This window comes from Kribbella sp. NBC_00482 (assembly GCF_036013725.1).
Taxonomy (GTDB): Bacteria; Actinomycetota; Actinomycetes; order Propionibacteriales; family Kribbellaceae; genus Kribbella.
On record NZ_CP107881.1, the window covers coordinates 3,095,987 to 3,111,941 of the forward strand.

Here is a 15,955-nt window from a genome sequence, read left to right on the forward strand (position 1 = left end):
TCCGTCCGACGTGTTGTCCCATCCGACCACATCGAGGGTTGAGAAACCGGTTTCCATCGGGAGAGGATACGGGGGTGGGACGGACACCGAAGGACTCGATCACGATTGCCGACGTCGCGCGGGCGGCGGAGGTGTCGCGGGCGACCGTGTCCCGGGTGATGAACGGGCGCCTCAGTGTCGCACCCGAGATCGTCGCCCGGGTGCGTGCCGCGGCGGAGCGGCTCAACTACCGGCCGAGCGACCTGGCCCGCAGCCTGTCGCTGGGCCGGACGAACATGGTCGCGCTGGTCGTCCCGGACCTCGGCAACCCGCTGTTCCAGCAGATCCTGCGCGGTATCACGAACGCGTCCGCGGCGGCCGGGTACAAGGTGCTGGTCGCCGAGACCGACGAGGACCCGAACGCCGAGGCGGCGATCGCGATCGAGGCCCGGCGGCGCTGCGACGCGCTGATCCTCGTCTCGCCGCGGATGGACGAGGAGGCGTTGCTCGAACTCCTGCCGCAGGTGCAGCCGGTGATCCTGGTCAACCGCCAGGGGCCGGCGGAGGTGGCGTCGGTGGTCGTCGACTACGGCCGCGCCGTACGGATCGTCGTCGATCACCTGGTCGGTCTCGGGCACCGTCGGCTCGCGTTCCTGTCCGGCCCGGCGGCGAGCGCGTCCAACGTGCTGCGGGTGCAGGCGCTCGCGGTCGCCGAGCGGGAGATCCCGGGGCTGGAGCTCGTCCGGCTCGAGTGCGGCCGGTCGATCGAGGACGGGTACGCCGCGGTGGAGCGGGTGCTCGAAGCGCAGGTCACCGCGGTCGTCGCGTTCAACGATCTGGTGGCGTTCGGGCTGCTCGCGCGGCTCAACGAGGTCGGGGTCGCCGTACCGGCTGATCTGTCGGTGACCGGGATGGACGACATCGGGCTCGCGCGGTTCGCCGTACCGTCGCTGACGACTGTCCGGGTGCCGCAGACGGACCTCGGTGAGCTTGCGTGGCAGCGGTTGCATGCGTCGATCACGGCGCCTTCAGCTGAGGTGGACGGCGTACCTGAGCTGCGGCTGGCAGTGCGGGCGAGCACTGGTCCCGTGCCGCCGCGGTTGCAGGCGGATGCGTCGGCTGATCAGATCGGGTGGCAGCAGCAGGGGGACATCTTCGCGCTCGGGAGTTCGGCTGGGTTGCTCGCGCGGTACGAGTTCGGACGGCGGATGCCGCAAGTACACGCACCGCGCCCGTACCTGCACCCGGTCCGGACGCTCGGCGGGCATCCGCTGACCGAGGTCAGCCCGGTCGACCACCGACATCACTACGGCGTCTCGCTCGCCGTCGCGCAGGTCAACGGCACCTCGCACTGGGGCGGCCGGACCTACGTCCGCGGCCAGGGCCCGACCCTCCTCACGAATCACGGTCAGCAACGCAGCCGCGGCGTCACCGTCAACGACCGCGAACTGGTCGACGACATCACCTGGTACGACGAGCAAGGGCGACCGCAACTCGTCGAACGCCGGCGCCTGTTCGGCGATCTCGCCTTCGGTGGTTGGCGACTCGACTGGCGCAGCGTGCTGACCGCCCGCTACGGCTCGATCCGGATCGACAGCCCGGCGACCGCGGGCAGGGCCGGGGCGGGGTACGGCGGTCTCTTCTGGCGACTGCCTGCTGCGGAGACGACTGTGCTCAGCGCTGATGGTGACGGGCTTGATGCCGCCGTCGGGTCTAGGAGCCCATGGCTGGCCTTCGTGCAGGGCGATGTCAGCCTGTTGTTGCTGCAGCCGGATCAGGTGTGGCCGTGGTTCCTGCGATCCGGTGAGTACGTCGGCGCGTGCCCGGCGCTCGCGTGGGAGCAGCCGTTGGTGCTGCAACCCAACCAGGACCTGACGTTGTCGCTCACCGCGCTCCTGCTGGACCGGGCGGTCGACGCGGCGGAGGCTAAAACGTTGGCAGGCCAGTTGTAGGCGACGACGCCAGCGCCGACTGCCATCTCTTCGGCACACGACCGGCGAGGCGTGCGTTCCGGCCGGCGGAGACGGCGTCGCGCATCGCGGCGGCCATCAGAGCGGGCTTCTCGGCGCGGGTCACCGGAGTCGCGAGCATGACCGCGTCGCATCCGAGTTCCATCGCCAGCGCGGCGTCACTCGCCGTACCGATGCCTGCGTCCACGATCACCGGCACGTTGGCCGCTTCGGCGATCAGCGCGATGTTGTGCGGGTTGCGGATGCCGAGCGCCGAACCGATGGGTGCGGCCAACGGCATCACGGCCGCGCAACCGGCCTGTTCGAGGCGACGGGCGAGGATCGGGTCGTCGTTCGTGTACGGCAGCACGGTGAAACCGTCGGCCACCAAGGCCTCCACGGCATCGAGCAGCTCGAACGGGTCCGGCAGCAACAGGTGGTCGTCGGCAACGACCTCGACCTTGATCAGGTCGGTCCCGAGCGCCTCACGAGCCAGTTTCGCGGTCAGCACGGCCTCGGCGGCGGTGTGGCAGCCGGCCGTGTTCGGCAGTACGTCGATGCCGTGCTTCTTCAGTACGTCGAGCACCGAGCCCTCGTGCCCCGTGCCGAGCCGGCGCATCGCGACCGTGGTGAGTTGGGTGCCGGAGGCAATCAATGCCTCCTCCATCACTTCCAGGTTGGCCGAACCGCCGGTCCCCATGATCAGCCGCGACGTGTACGTGCGCCCGCCGAGCTCCAGTGGATCATCCATGTCAGCCTCCCTGCGTCGCGCTGACGATCTCGACCCGGTCGCCCGGCCGCAGCGTGGTCTGCGCCCATTCGGCCTTGGTCAGCACGTTCTGGTTCACCGCGACCGCGATCCCGGTGGCGCGATCGGAGTACTCCGCGATCAGCTCTGCCACCGACTTGCCCGGCGGTACGTCGATCGCCGTACCGTTCACCCAGACGGATTCCATCGCTTCCTCCCTACGCCGGAATTACCCGATTCAGGTTCAGCGGTCGGTGACGGATCGGTCACCCTCTCAGCCCACTTCCTGCGAGCTCCCGCGGACGCTTCGACTATAGCTGACAGCTCAATCGACAGTTGTCCCGGTCAGGAGCGCTGCGAGTTCTGTCGGTCGGTACAGGACCTGTTTGCCGGTGCGCTGCGGTTCGACGAGCCCGGTACGGCGGAGTAGCTGGAGGTGCTGGCTCACGGCGGACGGCGTCACCTTCAGTTCGCCGGCGAGGTCGGTCGTCGTACGGGGATGGGTGAGGAGCTCGAGGATGTGTGCTCTCGGCGTACCGATCAACTGGGCGAGGTCGTGGCGGGACGGTGGCTCGACGACGGACCACAGGTGGGCCTGACCGCGCGGCGGGTAGCCGAGCAGGGGTTCGGCGCCGGGGTCGAACGGGATGACGGCGTGCGGTCCGAACAGGGTCGGCTGCAGTACGAGCCCGCGGCCGTCGACGTGTTCGGTGCGGCTCTGCTCGGCTACGCGGTCGACCTTCAGGAGCCCATCGGCGTACGTGATCGCTGGGCCCAGGCCGTTGAGCATCGCGCCGGTCCCTTGCTGGGTGACGATGTGGCCGCGGTAGCTGATGTCGGCGGAGAGGAGGGTGCGCATGCGGCTCCAGTACGGCGCCATGACGGCGTCCCAGTACTGGCTGAGCGAGTCGACCACCTTGTCTACGGTCAGGTCTTCTGGCAGCTCGCCGTTGACCGCTACCAGTTGTCGCTCGAAGGTGTCTGGTTCGACGTTTGCGATCACGTCGAGCTCGTCGGAGAGCTGGGTGAGCGGTGAGGTCGGTCGAGGCGTCAGGAAGTCCGGGCTGCCCATGGTGTCGTTGACGAGCCACCGCAGTACGGACCAATCCAGGTCAGTGACCTGCGGCTGTACGGCGCGAACCCAGCCGAGCTGCAGCGGGAAACGGCCGGGATCCCTCAATGCGCGCAACGACAGCACCATCTCCGCGACCGGCGACACCGCGAACCTGACGTCGGCCAGGTCCTGCGAGTTCAGGACATAGGTCAGCACCGCATCGCCCTCCTGTTCACGACACGAAGTATGGACTGTCGGTGGCTGGTGGGAGGGTGATTTGCATGGGGTTCCGAGCGATGGACGACGACGAAATAGCAGAGTTCCTGGCGCAGCCGCTGGTGGCCGTGCTGGCGGTCGACGACCCGGGCTGGTCGCCGCATGTGACGCCGGTGTGGTTCCGCCACCTGCCCGACGACAACAGATTCCAGGTGATGACGCCTGCCAAGTCGAAGAAGACCAGACTGCACCGGACCGGCACAGGTGAACTGTCCCTCTCGATCCAGACGGTCGACGGGCCGACCGCTCGGTATGTCAACATGCAGGGCGTCGCGCGGTTCCTCCCGCTCGATGCGGACCTGCTGAATGCGATGGTCGAGAAGTACCTGCCGGAGGAGCACCGCGCGACCTACCTCGCCAACCCACCCGAGGACTCGATGTTCGACATCACCCCCCGCCGCATCACCTCGGCGGTCATCGAGCCTTGAGCTACTCGCAGGCGATCCCGTCGTGGTCGGCGTCGAGGCGATAGATGTCGGAGCCGATGACGTCGATCGGACCGTCGACGTACTCGGGCCCATTGCCACTCCCGCCTGAGCAGTCGACGTCACTGGCGATCGGGACGCAACCGGAGTAGTTCGAGTCGCACCCGCCGGACTGCTCCGGCTCCTCGACCTTCGTACCCACCGCCGTCACCTGCGACCGCGGCTCCTTCGCCACCTCTTGCCGAACCATCCGCTTAGCCGTCTGTACGCCGTTCAAGTACGTGACCCGGTAAACCAGCCGCCGCGTGCCGTTGACCCCCGCCGTACGCACGGTCCGCTCGCCCTTCGCCAGCGAGTCATCCGTCACCGTCTTCTTCTTGAACGGAATCACCTTCAACTCCACGACCTCCTTCGTCGTGGTCACCGACGGCTTGATCTTGGGCTTGGCAGACGCCTTCGGCGTCACGACCGGAGCGGATGTGGTGCCTGGCGCCGGCGTCACGCTCAGCTGCACACTCGCGATGGCAGCCGGCTCACCCGCCCCCGACGTACCCGAACCCGCCCCGCACCCCCCGACGAGCGCCACCACCGCAACCGACCCCAACGCAGCACGCAGCAACAACACGATCCATCCCCCCAAACCCGCCGTCGGTTCCCCCCCGCGGCAGGATTTGTCAGCACCCGGACCACCCGAGCGAATTCCGATTTGTACCACCGCCCCGCCCGCCCCGCAACCCCTCACCCCAGCCCCCTACCAAGCAAACCCCCACCAAACCTGACACACTGTTCCCCTCACCCGATGAGGGCCTCTAGCTCAATTGGCAGAGCAGCGGACTTTTAATCCGCGGGTTGTGGGTTCGAGTCCCACGGGGCCTACCGTTTCTGTGTCACCCATCACCCGAAGGTGCTCAGGCCTACCGTTTCTGGCTAGGGCTTTGGCGGGTTAGGGGTCTGCGCGCGACGGATTCGTCTCGGCTCGGTTATCGCTGGCTTGCTCGCGCGGTCGGGCGGGTGTGGAGCCCGGGACGTGCGGTCGTCGATGGAACGAACCGAGACGGATTCCTGGTCGTGCGTCAGTTGGGCTGGGTGCCCGTCACCGTGACCTCGGCCAGGCTGATCACACCGGCGCTGGTGGCCGGCGACTGCACCTTGACGTAGCGGGCCACGGTGTTGGTCGGCAGACTGGTGACCGCCCCGGGCGTCGCCCCGAGGTTCAGTTTGGTCACCGTGGAGTCGGCCATCAGCTGGGCGTAGGTCCGGCCCGACATGCTGGCGGTGGAGAGGAACACCACCGCGTTGTTCAGCTTGTCGGCCGAGGCGTCGGTCCGGTTGTGCACCGTGACGTTGCCGACCCGGGAATTGGTCAGCAGGTCGACCTGCCACCACGGCTGCGAGCTGGACGCCGTCCGGCTTACCGACCCGGCGGCGAAGATGCCGTTGGTGTTGCCGTCCACGGCCCGGGAGGCGGTGCCGACGTCGGTCGACGACTGCGCGGCCGGCCGGTTGGTGGACAGATTCACGGCGCCGGTGGTGCCGTGAACCTGCAACTCGGCCAGGTTCAGGGTGGCGATGATGCTCGACAGCTGCACCCGCACGTACCGGCCGGTGGCGTTGCCCGCGTTCAGGGTCAGGCTGTTGGTGGTGGACGAGAACGCCGAGAACGACATCTCCTTCACCGAGTCGTCGGCCCGCAGCGAGGACATCGACCGGCCGTTCATGTCGGTCGAGGAGATGAACACCGAGCCGCTGCCCATCCGGTTCGAGTCGGTCCGGCTCCACACCGTGACCGTAGAGACGGCCGCCGCGGAACCGAGGTCGACCTGCCACCACGGCTGGGTGGAGAGGTTGGTCTGGGTCACCGAGCCGCCCGCGAACACGCCGTTGGTGTTACCGTCCACCGCCCGGGCCGCCACCGCGGTACCGCTGGTGCTCGACTGGGTGGCGGTCTTGCCCCGGGCCAGGCTCGGGCCGGTGACGGTCACCGTGGTGGTCGACACCGCGCTGTCCACCTTGCCGTCCCGCACGACCAGGCTGAAGGTCAGCGTCGCCGGTGTGGCCGGGGCGGTGAAGGTCGGCTTCTGCACCGTCCGGCTGGACAGCGTCACCGCCGGCCCACCGGTCTGGGTCCAGGTGTAGGTGAGCGGGTCGTTGTCGGCGTCGCGGCTGCCGGAGCCGTCCAGCGTCACGGTGACGCCGGCCTCGGCTGACTGCGCCGCCCCCGCGCTCGCCACCGGCACCGTGTTGGTGGTGACCGTGGTGGTGACGGCGGCGCTGTTGGCCTTGCCGTCCCGCACCACCAGGCTGAACGTCAGCGTGGTCCTGGTGGACGGGGCGGTGAACGTCGGCTTCTGCACCGTCCGGCTGGACAGCGTCACCGCCGGCCCACCGGTCTGGGTCCACGTGTAGGTGAGCGGGTCGTTGTCGGCGTCGCGGCTGCCGGAGCCGTCCAGCGTCACCGTGGTACCCGTGTTGACCGTCTGCGCCGTACCGGCGTTCGCCACCGGCACCTGGTTGACCGCGGAGGTGGTGGTCACCGTGGTGGTCGCCGCCGCGCTGTTGGCCTTGCCGTCCCGCACCACCAGGCTGAAGGTCAGCGTGGACGCCGAGGACGGGGCGGTGAAGGTCGGCTTCGCCGCCGTCGTACTGGACAGCGTCACCGCCGGTCCACCGGTCTGGGTCCACGCGTAGGTGAGGTCGTCGCCGTCGGCGTCGGTGCCGGACCCGTTCAGGGTCACGGTCGTACCAGCCACGACCGACTGCGGCGCACCGGCGTTCGCCACCGGGAGGTGGTTGTTCGACTCCGAGAGCGGCCGCGGGGTGCAGTTGCTCATCGAGACCGTGAAGGGCTCGACGTCGTTGTCCGTCTCGATCATGGCGCCGTTCTCGGAGCCGCTGAGCGAGATGGTGTGCGCCTGGCCGGCGTTCAGGCGGATCTCCCGCCACTCGTCCGTACCGCGCTCCCACTCGACGATCAGGACCCGGCCGGTGACAACCCGGACGGTGCATCCGTCGGCCCAGGCACCCATGTACGGGTAGAGCGGAACGCCCGAGTCCGAGTAGACGTTGCGCGCGTTGTCGCCGGCGCGGCCGTTGCCCTGGTAGGCCGTGCCGACCGGCCAGGTGATCACGCCGCCGTACCAGTCACCGGGGTTCTCGCCGGTGCCGGCGTAGCGCCAGCGGGCGTTGACCCAGGAGACCGGGTCGCAGGTGGTGGGGTCGGTGCAGGCGGGGGGCGTCGGCGGGACCGGCGGGCCGGGCACGAAGGCGTACTCGAACGGCGAACCGCTCTGCACGCTGACGATGCTGCTGCCGCTCAGAGTGGTCGGCACGGTGTAGCTCTGGCCGGCCGACAGGTTGGCCAGCGACGCGTGCGAGTCTCCGACCGGGCCGGAGAACACGGTGGCGCTGCCCGAGGTGACGGTGATCTTCCAGTTGGCCACCTGCGGGGCCGTCGCGTAGACGTCGTGCGAGGCGGTGTAGCCGTAGCGGGCGCGGCTGGGGTCGGTCTCGGCCGGCCAGACAGCGGCGTACCCGCTGTCCGACGGACCCCACGGGCACGGGCTGCTGGTGCAGGTCCAGGTCACCTGGGCCGCCTCGCCGTCGCCGGCCGGCGGGGGCGTGACCGGCGCACCCGGGGTGAGCGTGTACTCGAACGCGGAGCCACCCTGCATGCTGACGATGCTGCTGCCGCTCAGGGTGCTCGACACGGTGTAGCTCTCGCCGGCCGACAGCGCGGCCAGCGACGAGTGCGAGTCCCCGGCCGGGCCGGCGTACACGGCGGCGCTGCCGGAGGTGACGGTGATCTTCCAGCCGGCAACCTTCGCCGCCGGTGCGTACACGTCATGGGAGACGGTGTAGCCGTAGCGAGCCCGGGTGGGCTCGGCTGTCGCGGGCCAGACCGCCGCGTTGCTGGTGTAGCTCGCACCCGACGGGCAGGGCGTGCCGGTGCAGTTCCAGGTGGCCAGCACCGAACCGTAGCCGGACGCCGGCGGCGTGGTCGGCTCGCCCGGAGTGAAGGTGACCCGGAACGCGCCATCGTTCTGCACGCTCACGAGGCTGCTGCCGCTCAGGGTGCTCGACACGGTGTAGCTCTCGCCGGCCGACAGCGCGGCCAGCGACGAGTGCGAGTCGTCGGCCGGGCCCGCGTAAACCGTGGCGCTGCCGGAGACGACGGTGATCTTCCAGCCGGCCACCATGGACACCGGAGCGTAGACGTCGGCGGAGACCGTGTAGCCGTAGCGGGCGCGGACCGGCTGAGCCGCGGCCGGCCAGACGCCCGCGTTGCTGGTGTAGCTCTGGCCCGACGGGCACGGGCTGCTGGTGCAGTTCCAGGTGGCCAGCACCGAGCCGTCACCGGAGGCCGGCGGCGGGTCGGTCGGGGCGCCGGGGGTGATCGTGTACTCGAACGACCCACCGTCCTGCACGCTCACGATGCTGCTGCTACTCAGCGTGCTGGGCACGGTGTAGCTGTCGCCTGTCTGCAGATTGGCCAGCGACGAGTGCGAGTCATCGGCCGGACCCGCGTAAACCGTGGCGCTGCCGGACGTGACGGTGATCTTCCAGCCCGCCACCTTGGGCGCCGGGGCGTACACGTCGTGGGAGACGGTATAGCCGTAGCGGGCCCGGACCGGCTCGGCCGCGGCCGGCCAGACCGCAGCGTTACTGGTGTCCGACGGGCCCCACGGGCACGGGCTGCTGGTGCAGGACCACGTCGCCACAACGGAGGACGCAGGATCACCCTCGGCTGCCCGCGCGGGCGAGGCGATCAGGCCTAGCACCATCACGACCGCAGTAGTGAGAACGAGAAAAGCGGTCGCTAAACGTTTCGGCATGCCGGCCCCCCGGATTGTGACTCTCCCCTTGACCGCACACCGTAGCCCAAGTCGCTCTCTGTCAACCGAAAAAGAAGGGAAAAAATGCAACCAGGAGCCATTTGTTATGGACTTCATCACGCTACGGAAAAACCCCGCTACTCGTTGGTGAGACCCATCACTCGTTGATGAGAAATGGGGGGATCGCGGAGACCGAGGCCGACCGCAGCGCCGAACAGGTCGCCTGCCGCGCTGCCTGGGACTCGATGCTGGGCTGGCGCGTGAGTTGGTGCGCTGGGGCGTTGCTACGGTCGGGGCGTGCTTGTGCGTCGTCGGGCTGTGCTGCTTGGGGTTGTGTCTGTGCCCCTGCTGGCGGCGTGTGGGGAGACTGCGGACAAGGCAGCGCCGAAGTTGAAGCTTGAGAAGGTCTGGCAGGAGCGGGTGGTGACGCCGGGGGCGGCTATGCCTGGGCGGGTGCGGGTGGTGGGGGATGCCGTCGTGATGGTTGACGGTACGGGGACGGAGAATGCTCGGGTCTGCTGTTTCAGCGCGCCGGACGGTGCGGTGAAGTGGGTGATCGACGGCAAGAAACCGATAGTGGTGCCGGAACTGGGGGCCGTCTGGATTTGCGCCGTCGGCCCGGGGTTTCTGGGCAACGTGGCGGCGATGGTTCAGCGGCCGACGGTGCAGGTTGCCGGGGACGTGCTGCCGGTTTCGGTTGCGTCTGCGCCTGGGGGTACGACGACCAGCGGGGTCGCCGGTGTTGACGTACGGACGGGCGATCCGGTCTGGGGTTTTCGGGCCGTTGCGACCCCGTCCACTGAGCGCACGATGGTCACGGCCGTGGCGGAGTCCGTCGTACTGGCGACCGTCAGCGCGCCGTTCGGCCCCGGCTGGCCGACCACGGGCCAGTCACCGACCACGATCGCGCTCGACGCCAAGACCGGCGCCGAGCTGTGGCGTGCCGCAGATGTCGTCGGAGTCTCGGGTGACGGGAACTCGGTCGTCGTCGCGAGGCGGACGCCGTCGGGCTGGAACATGGAGGTCCGGGATGCGCGGACCGGGACGACGCGCTGGACCGGTATGCATCAGTCGCGCGGACCGCACGAACACGAGGCAACGGCCGGCGACCACACCGTGCTGCAACACGCGGACCGCACGGATGTCGACGTGATCCGGTTGTCCGATGGTGAGCCACTCGCTTTCGATACCGACACCGTGCCGACCGTGGTGGCGAGCGATCCGCCGTTGCTCGTCTGGGACAACGGCGTCGCCTGGTGGGCGAAGGGTCCGAACGGTTTCGTCACCCAGGCCTTGCCCAAAGGCTCGCCCGCCAAGGGGAAGCATCGGCCGAAGGGTCTCGAGTTCAGGGCGGCGTACGGCGTCGGGCCGTACATCTGGGGCATCCTCGGCGACACACAGCAAACCGACAAGGACGACTACTACCTCGTTGGGACGATCGCGGTGGACCGCACCGGTGCACCGTGCTCGCCGAGCCTGCAAGGCGTAGCCCTCGCCGACGTCTCCGACAGGTGGTTGGTCGTCGGCCGAGGCGGGTACGTCGAGGTCCACCGGATCACGGTCCAATGAGCCAGCCGAGAGAAAGAAAGCGATAGATGCAGACAGTCCCGTCGTCCCGTTCCTCCGCGCCGGTGCGCGCCGTGCTCGTCGGCGCCGGACATCGCGGGGTGCTCTACTCGCGCTACGCACAGGTCGCGCCCGACGAGTTGGCGATCACCGCGATCGTCGAGCCTGATCCGACGCGTCGCGAGCGGTGGGGTGCCGAGTTCGGGATCCCCCAGGCAGCCCGGTATTCGTCCCTGACCGACCTTCCGGACGCGGGCGCGGTCGCAGAGGTGGCGATCGACGCCACGATGGACCAGGACCATGTGCCCACCGCCATCCACCTGCTGGCCGCCGGGTACGACGTGTTGTTGGAGAAGCCGATCGCGCAGAGCGCGCCGGAGCTCATGGCCTTGGCGGAGGCGCAGCGGGCGTCCGGGCGGACCTTGATGATCTGCCACGTGCTGCGCTACGCACCGTTCTACAGCGAAGCCAAGCGCCGCATCGTCGCCGGCGAGATCGGCGAGCCCTTGAGCATCGAGATGGCCGAGCACGTCAGCTACGACCACATGTCGATGGCGTTCGTGCGTGGTCGCTGGGGCAACTCCGAGCAGTCGGGTTCGTCGATGCTCCTGGCCAAGTGCTGCCACGACCTGGATCTGATGACCTGGCTGTGCAACGCCGCGGCCCCGGCCCGCGTCGCCAGCTCGGGATCCCGCGGCATGTTCGTACCCGAGCGGGCGCCGCACGGCGCAGGGACGCGGTGCCTGTCCGACTGCTCGATCGAGGCGACGTGCTCGTACTCGGCTCAGCGGCTGTACGTCGACCTGAAGAAGTGGCCGGAGTACATCTGGGAGCAGGCCGAGCACCTGAGCCCTGACCTCGACCTGGACCAGAAGCTCGAGTCGTTGCGTACCGACAACCGCTACGGCCGGTGCGTGTGGCATGCCGACAACGACGTACTCGATCGTCAGACCGTGAGTGTCGAGTTCGCCGACGGGGTCATCGGGTCGTTCGCGTTGGCGACCAACACACCGGCGTCGAGCCGCACGCTCCACGTCGTCGGGACCACGGGTGAGATCTCCGGTGCGCTGGAGGATGGGACGCTTCGGGTACGCCGTATTCGCACCGACGGAGCTGCTTCGTTCGACGAGGAGATCATCGCCACGTCGGTGACCAACGACATGCACGGTGGCGGTGATCATCGGCTCGTCGAGGACTTCGTCCGAGTCGTACGCGGTGAGCCGGCCAGCGTGTCGAGCACCCAGCTCGCCGACTCGGTCAACGGCCACCTGCTGGTCTTCGCCGCCGAACGCGCCCGGCAGCAGCACCGCTGGGTCGAGCTCGCCGAGCTGCAGCCCGTGGTCTGACGTCTCACTAACTCCAACCGACACGGAGGAAACGTGCCGAGCACCCGCCCCAACATCGTGTTGATCATGGTCGACGACATGGGCTACTCAGACCTTGGGTGCTACGGCGGTGAGATCGACACTCCCAACCTGGATGCGCTGGCGGCCGGTGGTGTTCGGATGTCGCAGTTCTACAACACCGCGCGCTGTTCTCCCGCCCGCGCCTCACTGCTCACCGGACTGCATCCGCATCAGACCGGCATCGGCGTACTGGTCGAAGACGACAGACCGCTGGGCTACCCGGGCACGATCAACGACCGGTGCGCCACGATGGCGGAGGTACTGGGCGCGGCCGGATACACAACGGCCATCCGCGGCAAGTGGCACCTCACCGGGAGCCTGCACGCGCCGGACGGGCATTGGCCGACCCAGCGCGGTTTCGACTCCTTCTGGGGGATCATCGCCGGCGCAGCCAGCTACTACGATCCGGCGACGCTGACCTGCGGCACTGAGCCTGTCGGGGAGCTTCCCGAGGACTTCTACCTGACCGAGGAGCTCGGCCGGCGCGCTGCCGCGTTCGTCACCGAGCACTCGCAGGCCAGCACCGATCCGTTCTTCCTCTACCTGCCGTTCAACGCGCCGCACTGGCCGTTGCACGCGCCGCCGGACGCGGTCGCTCGCACCCGCGGCCGGTACCACGAGGGCTGGGACGTGCTGCGGCAGCGGCGATACCAGCGACAAGTCGAGTCCGGGTTGATCGACGGCAGTTGGCCGCTCAGCGAGCGAGACGCCGAGGTCGTGCCGTGGGCGGGGACCGCCGACACGGACTGGCAGGAGCAGCGGATGGAGGTGTACGCCGCACAGATCGAGCTGATGGATGCCGCGGTCGGCACCCTGGTCGAGGCACTGACCCGGACCGGTCAGCTGGACGACACCGTGATCATGTTCTTGTCCGACAACGGTGGCTGCGCGGAGGAGATCCCGACCGGCTGGGTGGATGAGCTGTCACGTCGCCCCATCCACACCCCTGCCCGGACGCGAGACGGACGGCGCGTACGGCGTGGCAACGACACCACTGTCACACCGGGCGGCCCTGAGACGTTCGCGTCGTACGGCAAGCCGTGGGCGAACCTGTCCAACACTCCGTTCCGGGAGTACAAGCACTGGGTGCACGAGGGCGGCATCGCGACTCCGATGATCGTGCACTGGCCCGGTGGCGGGCTGCGCCGCGGTACCGATCATGATCCGCATCAGCTGCCCGACGTGCTGGCGACCGTACTGGAGATCACCGGGGCCGGCTATCCCCGCGATGTGCTGCCGCTAGAGGGTCTGAGCATGCTGGACTCGTGGCGCGGTACGCCGACACCGGAGCATCCGCTGTACTTCGAGCACGAGGGGAACGCCGCCATCCGAATCGGCTGGTGGAAACTCGTCCGTAAGTACCCCGGGGACTGGGAACTGTACGACCTGGCCTCGGACCGCACCGAGCTGACGGATCTGCGTGCGTTCCATCCCGATCGGGTACTGGCGATGTCGGCACAGTGGCAGGAGTGGGCCGACCGCTGCGATGTGCTGCCCCGCGAGCAGGTGCTCCGGGCGACCGGCGAAGGTTTCGGCCACGTCAGCGACGTACAGCTTTCCAGCCGGCGGAGTTAGTTGCTCTCGGCAAAGGAGTCTCGGCGGGCGGTTCCGCGGTTCAGAGCTAGGTGTCCGCCGAGGAAGCCCGCGCCTGCTATGACGAGGTTTCCGGCCAGGGCGAGCTTCGTGCCGGTCCGGTGCTTGCCGCGGAGACGTGCGACGAGTGAGCCGGTGAAGAGGACGATCGCGGTGTCCGCGCCGAGTGCGTGGATCGCTCCGATCCGGCGGTCGGAGCCTGAGAGATCCGCCCAGTCGGCGGCGCCTGCGATGGCCGTCGGCACGGACGCCAGTACTCCGAACCCGGCGAGGAGCGCCGCCCCGCGACGCGATTCGGATCCACCGGCGAGGTCGAGAAGGGTCGTGCCGAGCCAGCAGCCGGCGGTCACGTTGGTCAGCGACGGATGGATCGAGTGACCTAGTACGTCGGTGTGCAGCGGAGTGCGCCGTACCCAGTCGATCAACGGCGCATAAGCGAACTCCTGAGCGCGCGCCACGCGCTCAGAGAGCGAGCTTTCACCCACCGCGCGAACCGCACGCCGCGGCAACGATCTCGACGCCACGCTCTCAAGATACGCGCACGCCCGTCACCCCCGGAAGCATCTAGCCGGGGGCGGGGTGCCCGGCGACCTTAGCGCTGGCTGACCCAGGATTCCGGTTTGATGGGGGTGGCGCGGCATGCTGACGGGTAGTTACCTTCTGTAGCGAAACGTGGGCGGTGGGTACGGAACCGCCTGGTGGGTCGTTGCGTCGGAGTGGTTCGGTGTGAGTCCAGCGCAGGTGGAGGTGGTGCGGCGGTGTTGTTCCGGGTGCTGGGGCCGGTGGAGATCGATGGCACCGATGCGACCAGCTATATCCGTGCCGACAAGCCCCGCGCGCTGCTCGCGCTGCTGTTGGTGAAGGCGAACACGTGGGTCGCTGTAGGCGAGATCATCGACACGGTCTGGGCCGGTAAGACCCCTCCGGTGTCGGCAGAGCGCAACATCGGCACATACATCTGGCAGCTCCGTAGAGCCCTCCCACCGCTCGGTGCGGACGGCCAGCGGATCGAGAGCCGCTCCAAGGCGTACCGGATCCGGGTGGACGCCGGTGAGCTGGACTCCGACCGGCTGAAGGCGCTGCTGGCGGCAGGTGATGAGGCCCTGGCCTCGGGCGACGCGACGACAGCGGTCAAGCAGCTGGAGTCGGCACAATCGCTCTGGCGAGGTACGCCGTACGAGGGGCTCGTCACTGACGGGCACCAGCCGGAGGTGGTGCGGCTGGCCGAGCTGCACTGGTCGGTCCGGGAGCGGCTGGCGGATGCGTTGATCGGTACGTCGCGCTTCGCCGACGCGATCGCGCTGTGCAAGAGCCTGACGACCGAGGACCCGCTGCGGGAGACGAACTGGGTGCGGCTGCTCGTGGCGTACCGGGACGCGGGACGGCGTGCTGACGCGCTCGCGACGTACCAGAAGGCCCGGACCGCGCTCGTGGACGAGCTGGGCACCGAGCCGGGGCCGGAGCTCCGTGGGTTGCAGCAGCAGTTGTTGGCCGACGTACCGGAGGAGCCGAAGCCTGAGGCGGTCAAGCCGGAGGCACCCGGACCTGATGCGTACGTGCGGACCGTGCTGGATGCTGCCGGTGCGCTGAACGGACAGCACGCGGCTGCGGCCCACCACTGGTTCACCACGCGGCATGTCGAGTTCACCACTGCCATCAGCCAACTGCTGGCGGCGAACGAGGTGTCCAACGCGTGGCTGCTGACCACAGCGGTACACCAGTTCATCGAGACCGGTGGTGACGTGCCGGGTTGGCCTCCGCTGGTTGCTGAGGTCGCCGCGGCGACCAGTGCCGCCAAGGACTGGTACGGCGAGCTCATCACCCGCAACATCCTCGGGATCGCGCAGACGCGGTGCGGTCGGGTCCACGACGCACGTGCTGAGTTCACCGCCGCGCTGGCGATCGCGTCGGTGCACGGCGACCGGGATGCCGAAGGCACTGTGCTGGTCAACCTGGCCCTGGCCGAGGCGAGCGCCGGTGCGCGTCAGCAGGCAGCGGAGTACCTGCGCCGAGCGCTGCGACTGCTGCCTGAGTCGCCGACCGCAGGCGAGGCCCGTGCGGCTCTCGCCGAGCTGGGTGAACCAGAGGACCCCGCGCGGTCGACAGTCGCCTCGTGAGACGTGCTGA

General features: G+C 68.7%; 12 protein-coding genes, 1 tRNA gene and 1 riboswitch. Of the genes, 7 read left to right on the top strand and 6 right to left on the bottom strand.

The window, feature by feature from the left end; all coding sequences use genetic code 11:
- Window positions 1–74: 74 nt before the first annotated feature.
- Window positions 75–1,931, top strand: coding sequence for a DUF6807 family protein (locus OHB24_RS15415; protein ID WP_327639703.1), 1,857 nt, complete (start codon window positions 75–77; stop codon window positions 1,929–1,931).
- On the opposite strand, the gene OHB24_RS15420 is transcribed toward OHB24_RS15415, so the two are convergent.
- From OHB24_RS15420 to OHB24_RS15430, 3 genes are all read right to left on the bottom strand, one after another.
- Window positions 1,906–2,679 (bottom strand): thiazole synthase, encoded by a 774-nt coding sequence (locus tag OHB24_RS15420; RefSeq protein ID WP_166658747.1) that lies wholly within the window; start codon window positions 2,677–2,679, stop codon window positions 1,906–1,908. The two genes, OHB24_RS15415 and OHB24_RS15420, sit on opposite strands and share 26 nt — an antisense overlap.
- A 1-nt stretch (window position 2,680) precedes the next feature.
- Window positions 2,681–2,884 (bottom strand): sulfur carrier protein ThiS, encoded by a 204-nt coding sequence (gene thiS / locus OHB24_RS15425; protein WP_327639704.1) that lies wholly within the window; start codon window positions 2,882–2,884, stop codon window positions 2,681–2,683.
- Window positions 2,875–2,986, bottom strand: a riboswitch (TPP riboswitch). It overlaps the preceding gene by 10 nt.
- 15 nt (window positions 2,987–3,001) lie before the next feature.
- Window positions 3,002–3,946, bottom strand: coding sequence for an ArsR/SmtB family transcription factor (locus OHB24_RS15430; RefSeq protein WP_327639705.1), 945 nt, complete (start codon window positions 3,944–3,946; stop codon window positions 3,002–3,004).
- 65 nt (window positions 3,947–4,011) lie between these two features.
- Between OHB24_RS15430 and OHB24_RS15435 the strand changes: the two genes are divergently transcribed.
- Window positions 4,012–4,434: a pyridoxamine 5'-phosphate oxidase family protein gene (locus OHB24_RS15435; protein WP_327639706.1), complete on the top strand. Its 423-nt coding sequence runs from the start codon at window positions 4,012–4,014 to the stop codon at window positions 4,432–4,434.
- Between the two features lies 1 nt (window position 4,435).
- Here the strand turns inward: OHB24_RS15435 and OHB24_RS15440 are convergent, their stop codons facing one another.
- Window positions 4,436–5,056 carry a G5 domain-containing protein gene (locus OHB24_RS15440; RefSeq protein WP_327639707.1) on the bottom strand — a complete coding sequence of 207 codons (621 nt, stop codon included), beginning with the start codon at window positions 5,054–5,056 and terminating at the stop codon, window positions 4,436–4,438.
- Window positions 5,057–5,234: 178 nt separating this feature from the next.
- Here OHB24_RS15440 and OHB24_RS15445 point away from each other — a divergent pair.
- A tRNA-Lys gene (locus tag OHB24_RS15445) sits at window positions 5,235–5,307 on the top strand.
- 197 nt (window positions 5,308–5,504) lie between these two features.
- On the opposite strand, the gene OHB24_RS15450 is transcribed toward OHB24_RS15445, so the two are convergent.
- A complete protein-coding gene (locus OHB24_RS15450) occupies window positions 5,505–9,263 on the bottom strand; it encodes a PKD domain-containing protein (protein ID WP_327639708.1) in 3,759 nt (1,252 codons plus the stop codon).
- A 390-nt stretch (window positions 9,264–9,653) separates the two neighbouring features.
- Between OHB24_RS15450 and OHB24_RS15455 the strand changes: the two genes are divergently transcribed.
- Genes OHB24_RS15455 through OHB24_RS15465 form a run of 3 tightly spaced genes read left to right on the top strand, consistent with a single transcriptional unit; the run spans window position 9,654 to window position 13,810 of the window.
- On the top strand, window positions 9,654–10,832 hold the full coding sequence (locus tag OHB24_RS15455) for an outer membrane protein assembly factor BamB family protein (protein ID WP_327639709.1): 1,179 nt from the start codon (window positions 9,654–9,656) through the stop codon (window positions 10,830–10,832).
- A 26-nt stretch (window positions 10,833–10,858) separates the two neighbouring features.
- Window positions 10,859–12,175 carry a Gfo/Idh/MocA family protein gene (locus OHB24_RS15460; RefSeq protein ID WP_327639710.1) on the top strand — a complete coding sequence of 439 codons (1,317 nt, stop codon included), beginning with the start codon at window positions 10,859–10,861 and terminating at the stop codon, window positions 12,173–12,175.
- A 33-nt stretch (window positions 12,176–12,208) separates the two neighbouring features.
- Window positions 12,209–13,810, top strand: coding sequence for an arylsulfatase (locus OHB24_RS15465; protein WP_327639711.1), 1,602 nt, complete (start codon window positions 12,209–12,211; stop codon window positions 13,808–13,810).
- Here OHB24_RS15465 and OHB24_RS15470 read toward each other — a convergent pair.
- Window positions 13,807–14,352 (bottom strand): DUF2231 domain-containing protein, encoded by a 546-nt coding sequence (locus OHB24_RS15470; protein WP_327639712.1) that lies wholly within the window; start codon window positions 14,350–14,352, stop codon window positions 13,807–13,809. The genes OHB24_RS15465 and OHB24_RS15470 overlap by 4 nt on opposite strands.
- A gap of 234 nt (window positions 14,353–14,586) precedes the next feature.
- Between OHB24_RS15470 and OHB24_RS15475 the strand changes: the two genes are divergently transcribed.
- Window positions 14,587–15,945 (top strand): BTAD domain-containing putative transcriptional regulator, encoded by a 1,359-nt coding sequence (locus OHB24_RS15475; RefSeq protein ID WP_327639713.1) that lies wholly within the window; start codon window positions 14,587–14,589, stop codon window positions 15,943–15,945.
- The last annotated feature ends 10 nt before the right edge of the window (window positions 15,946–15,955 follow it).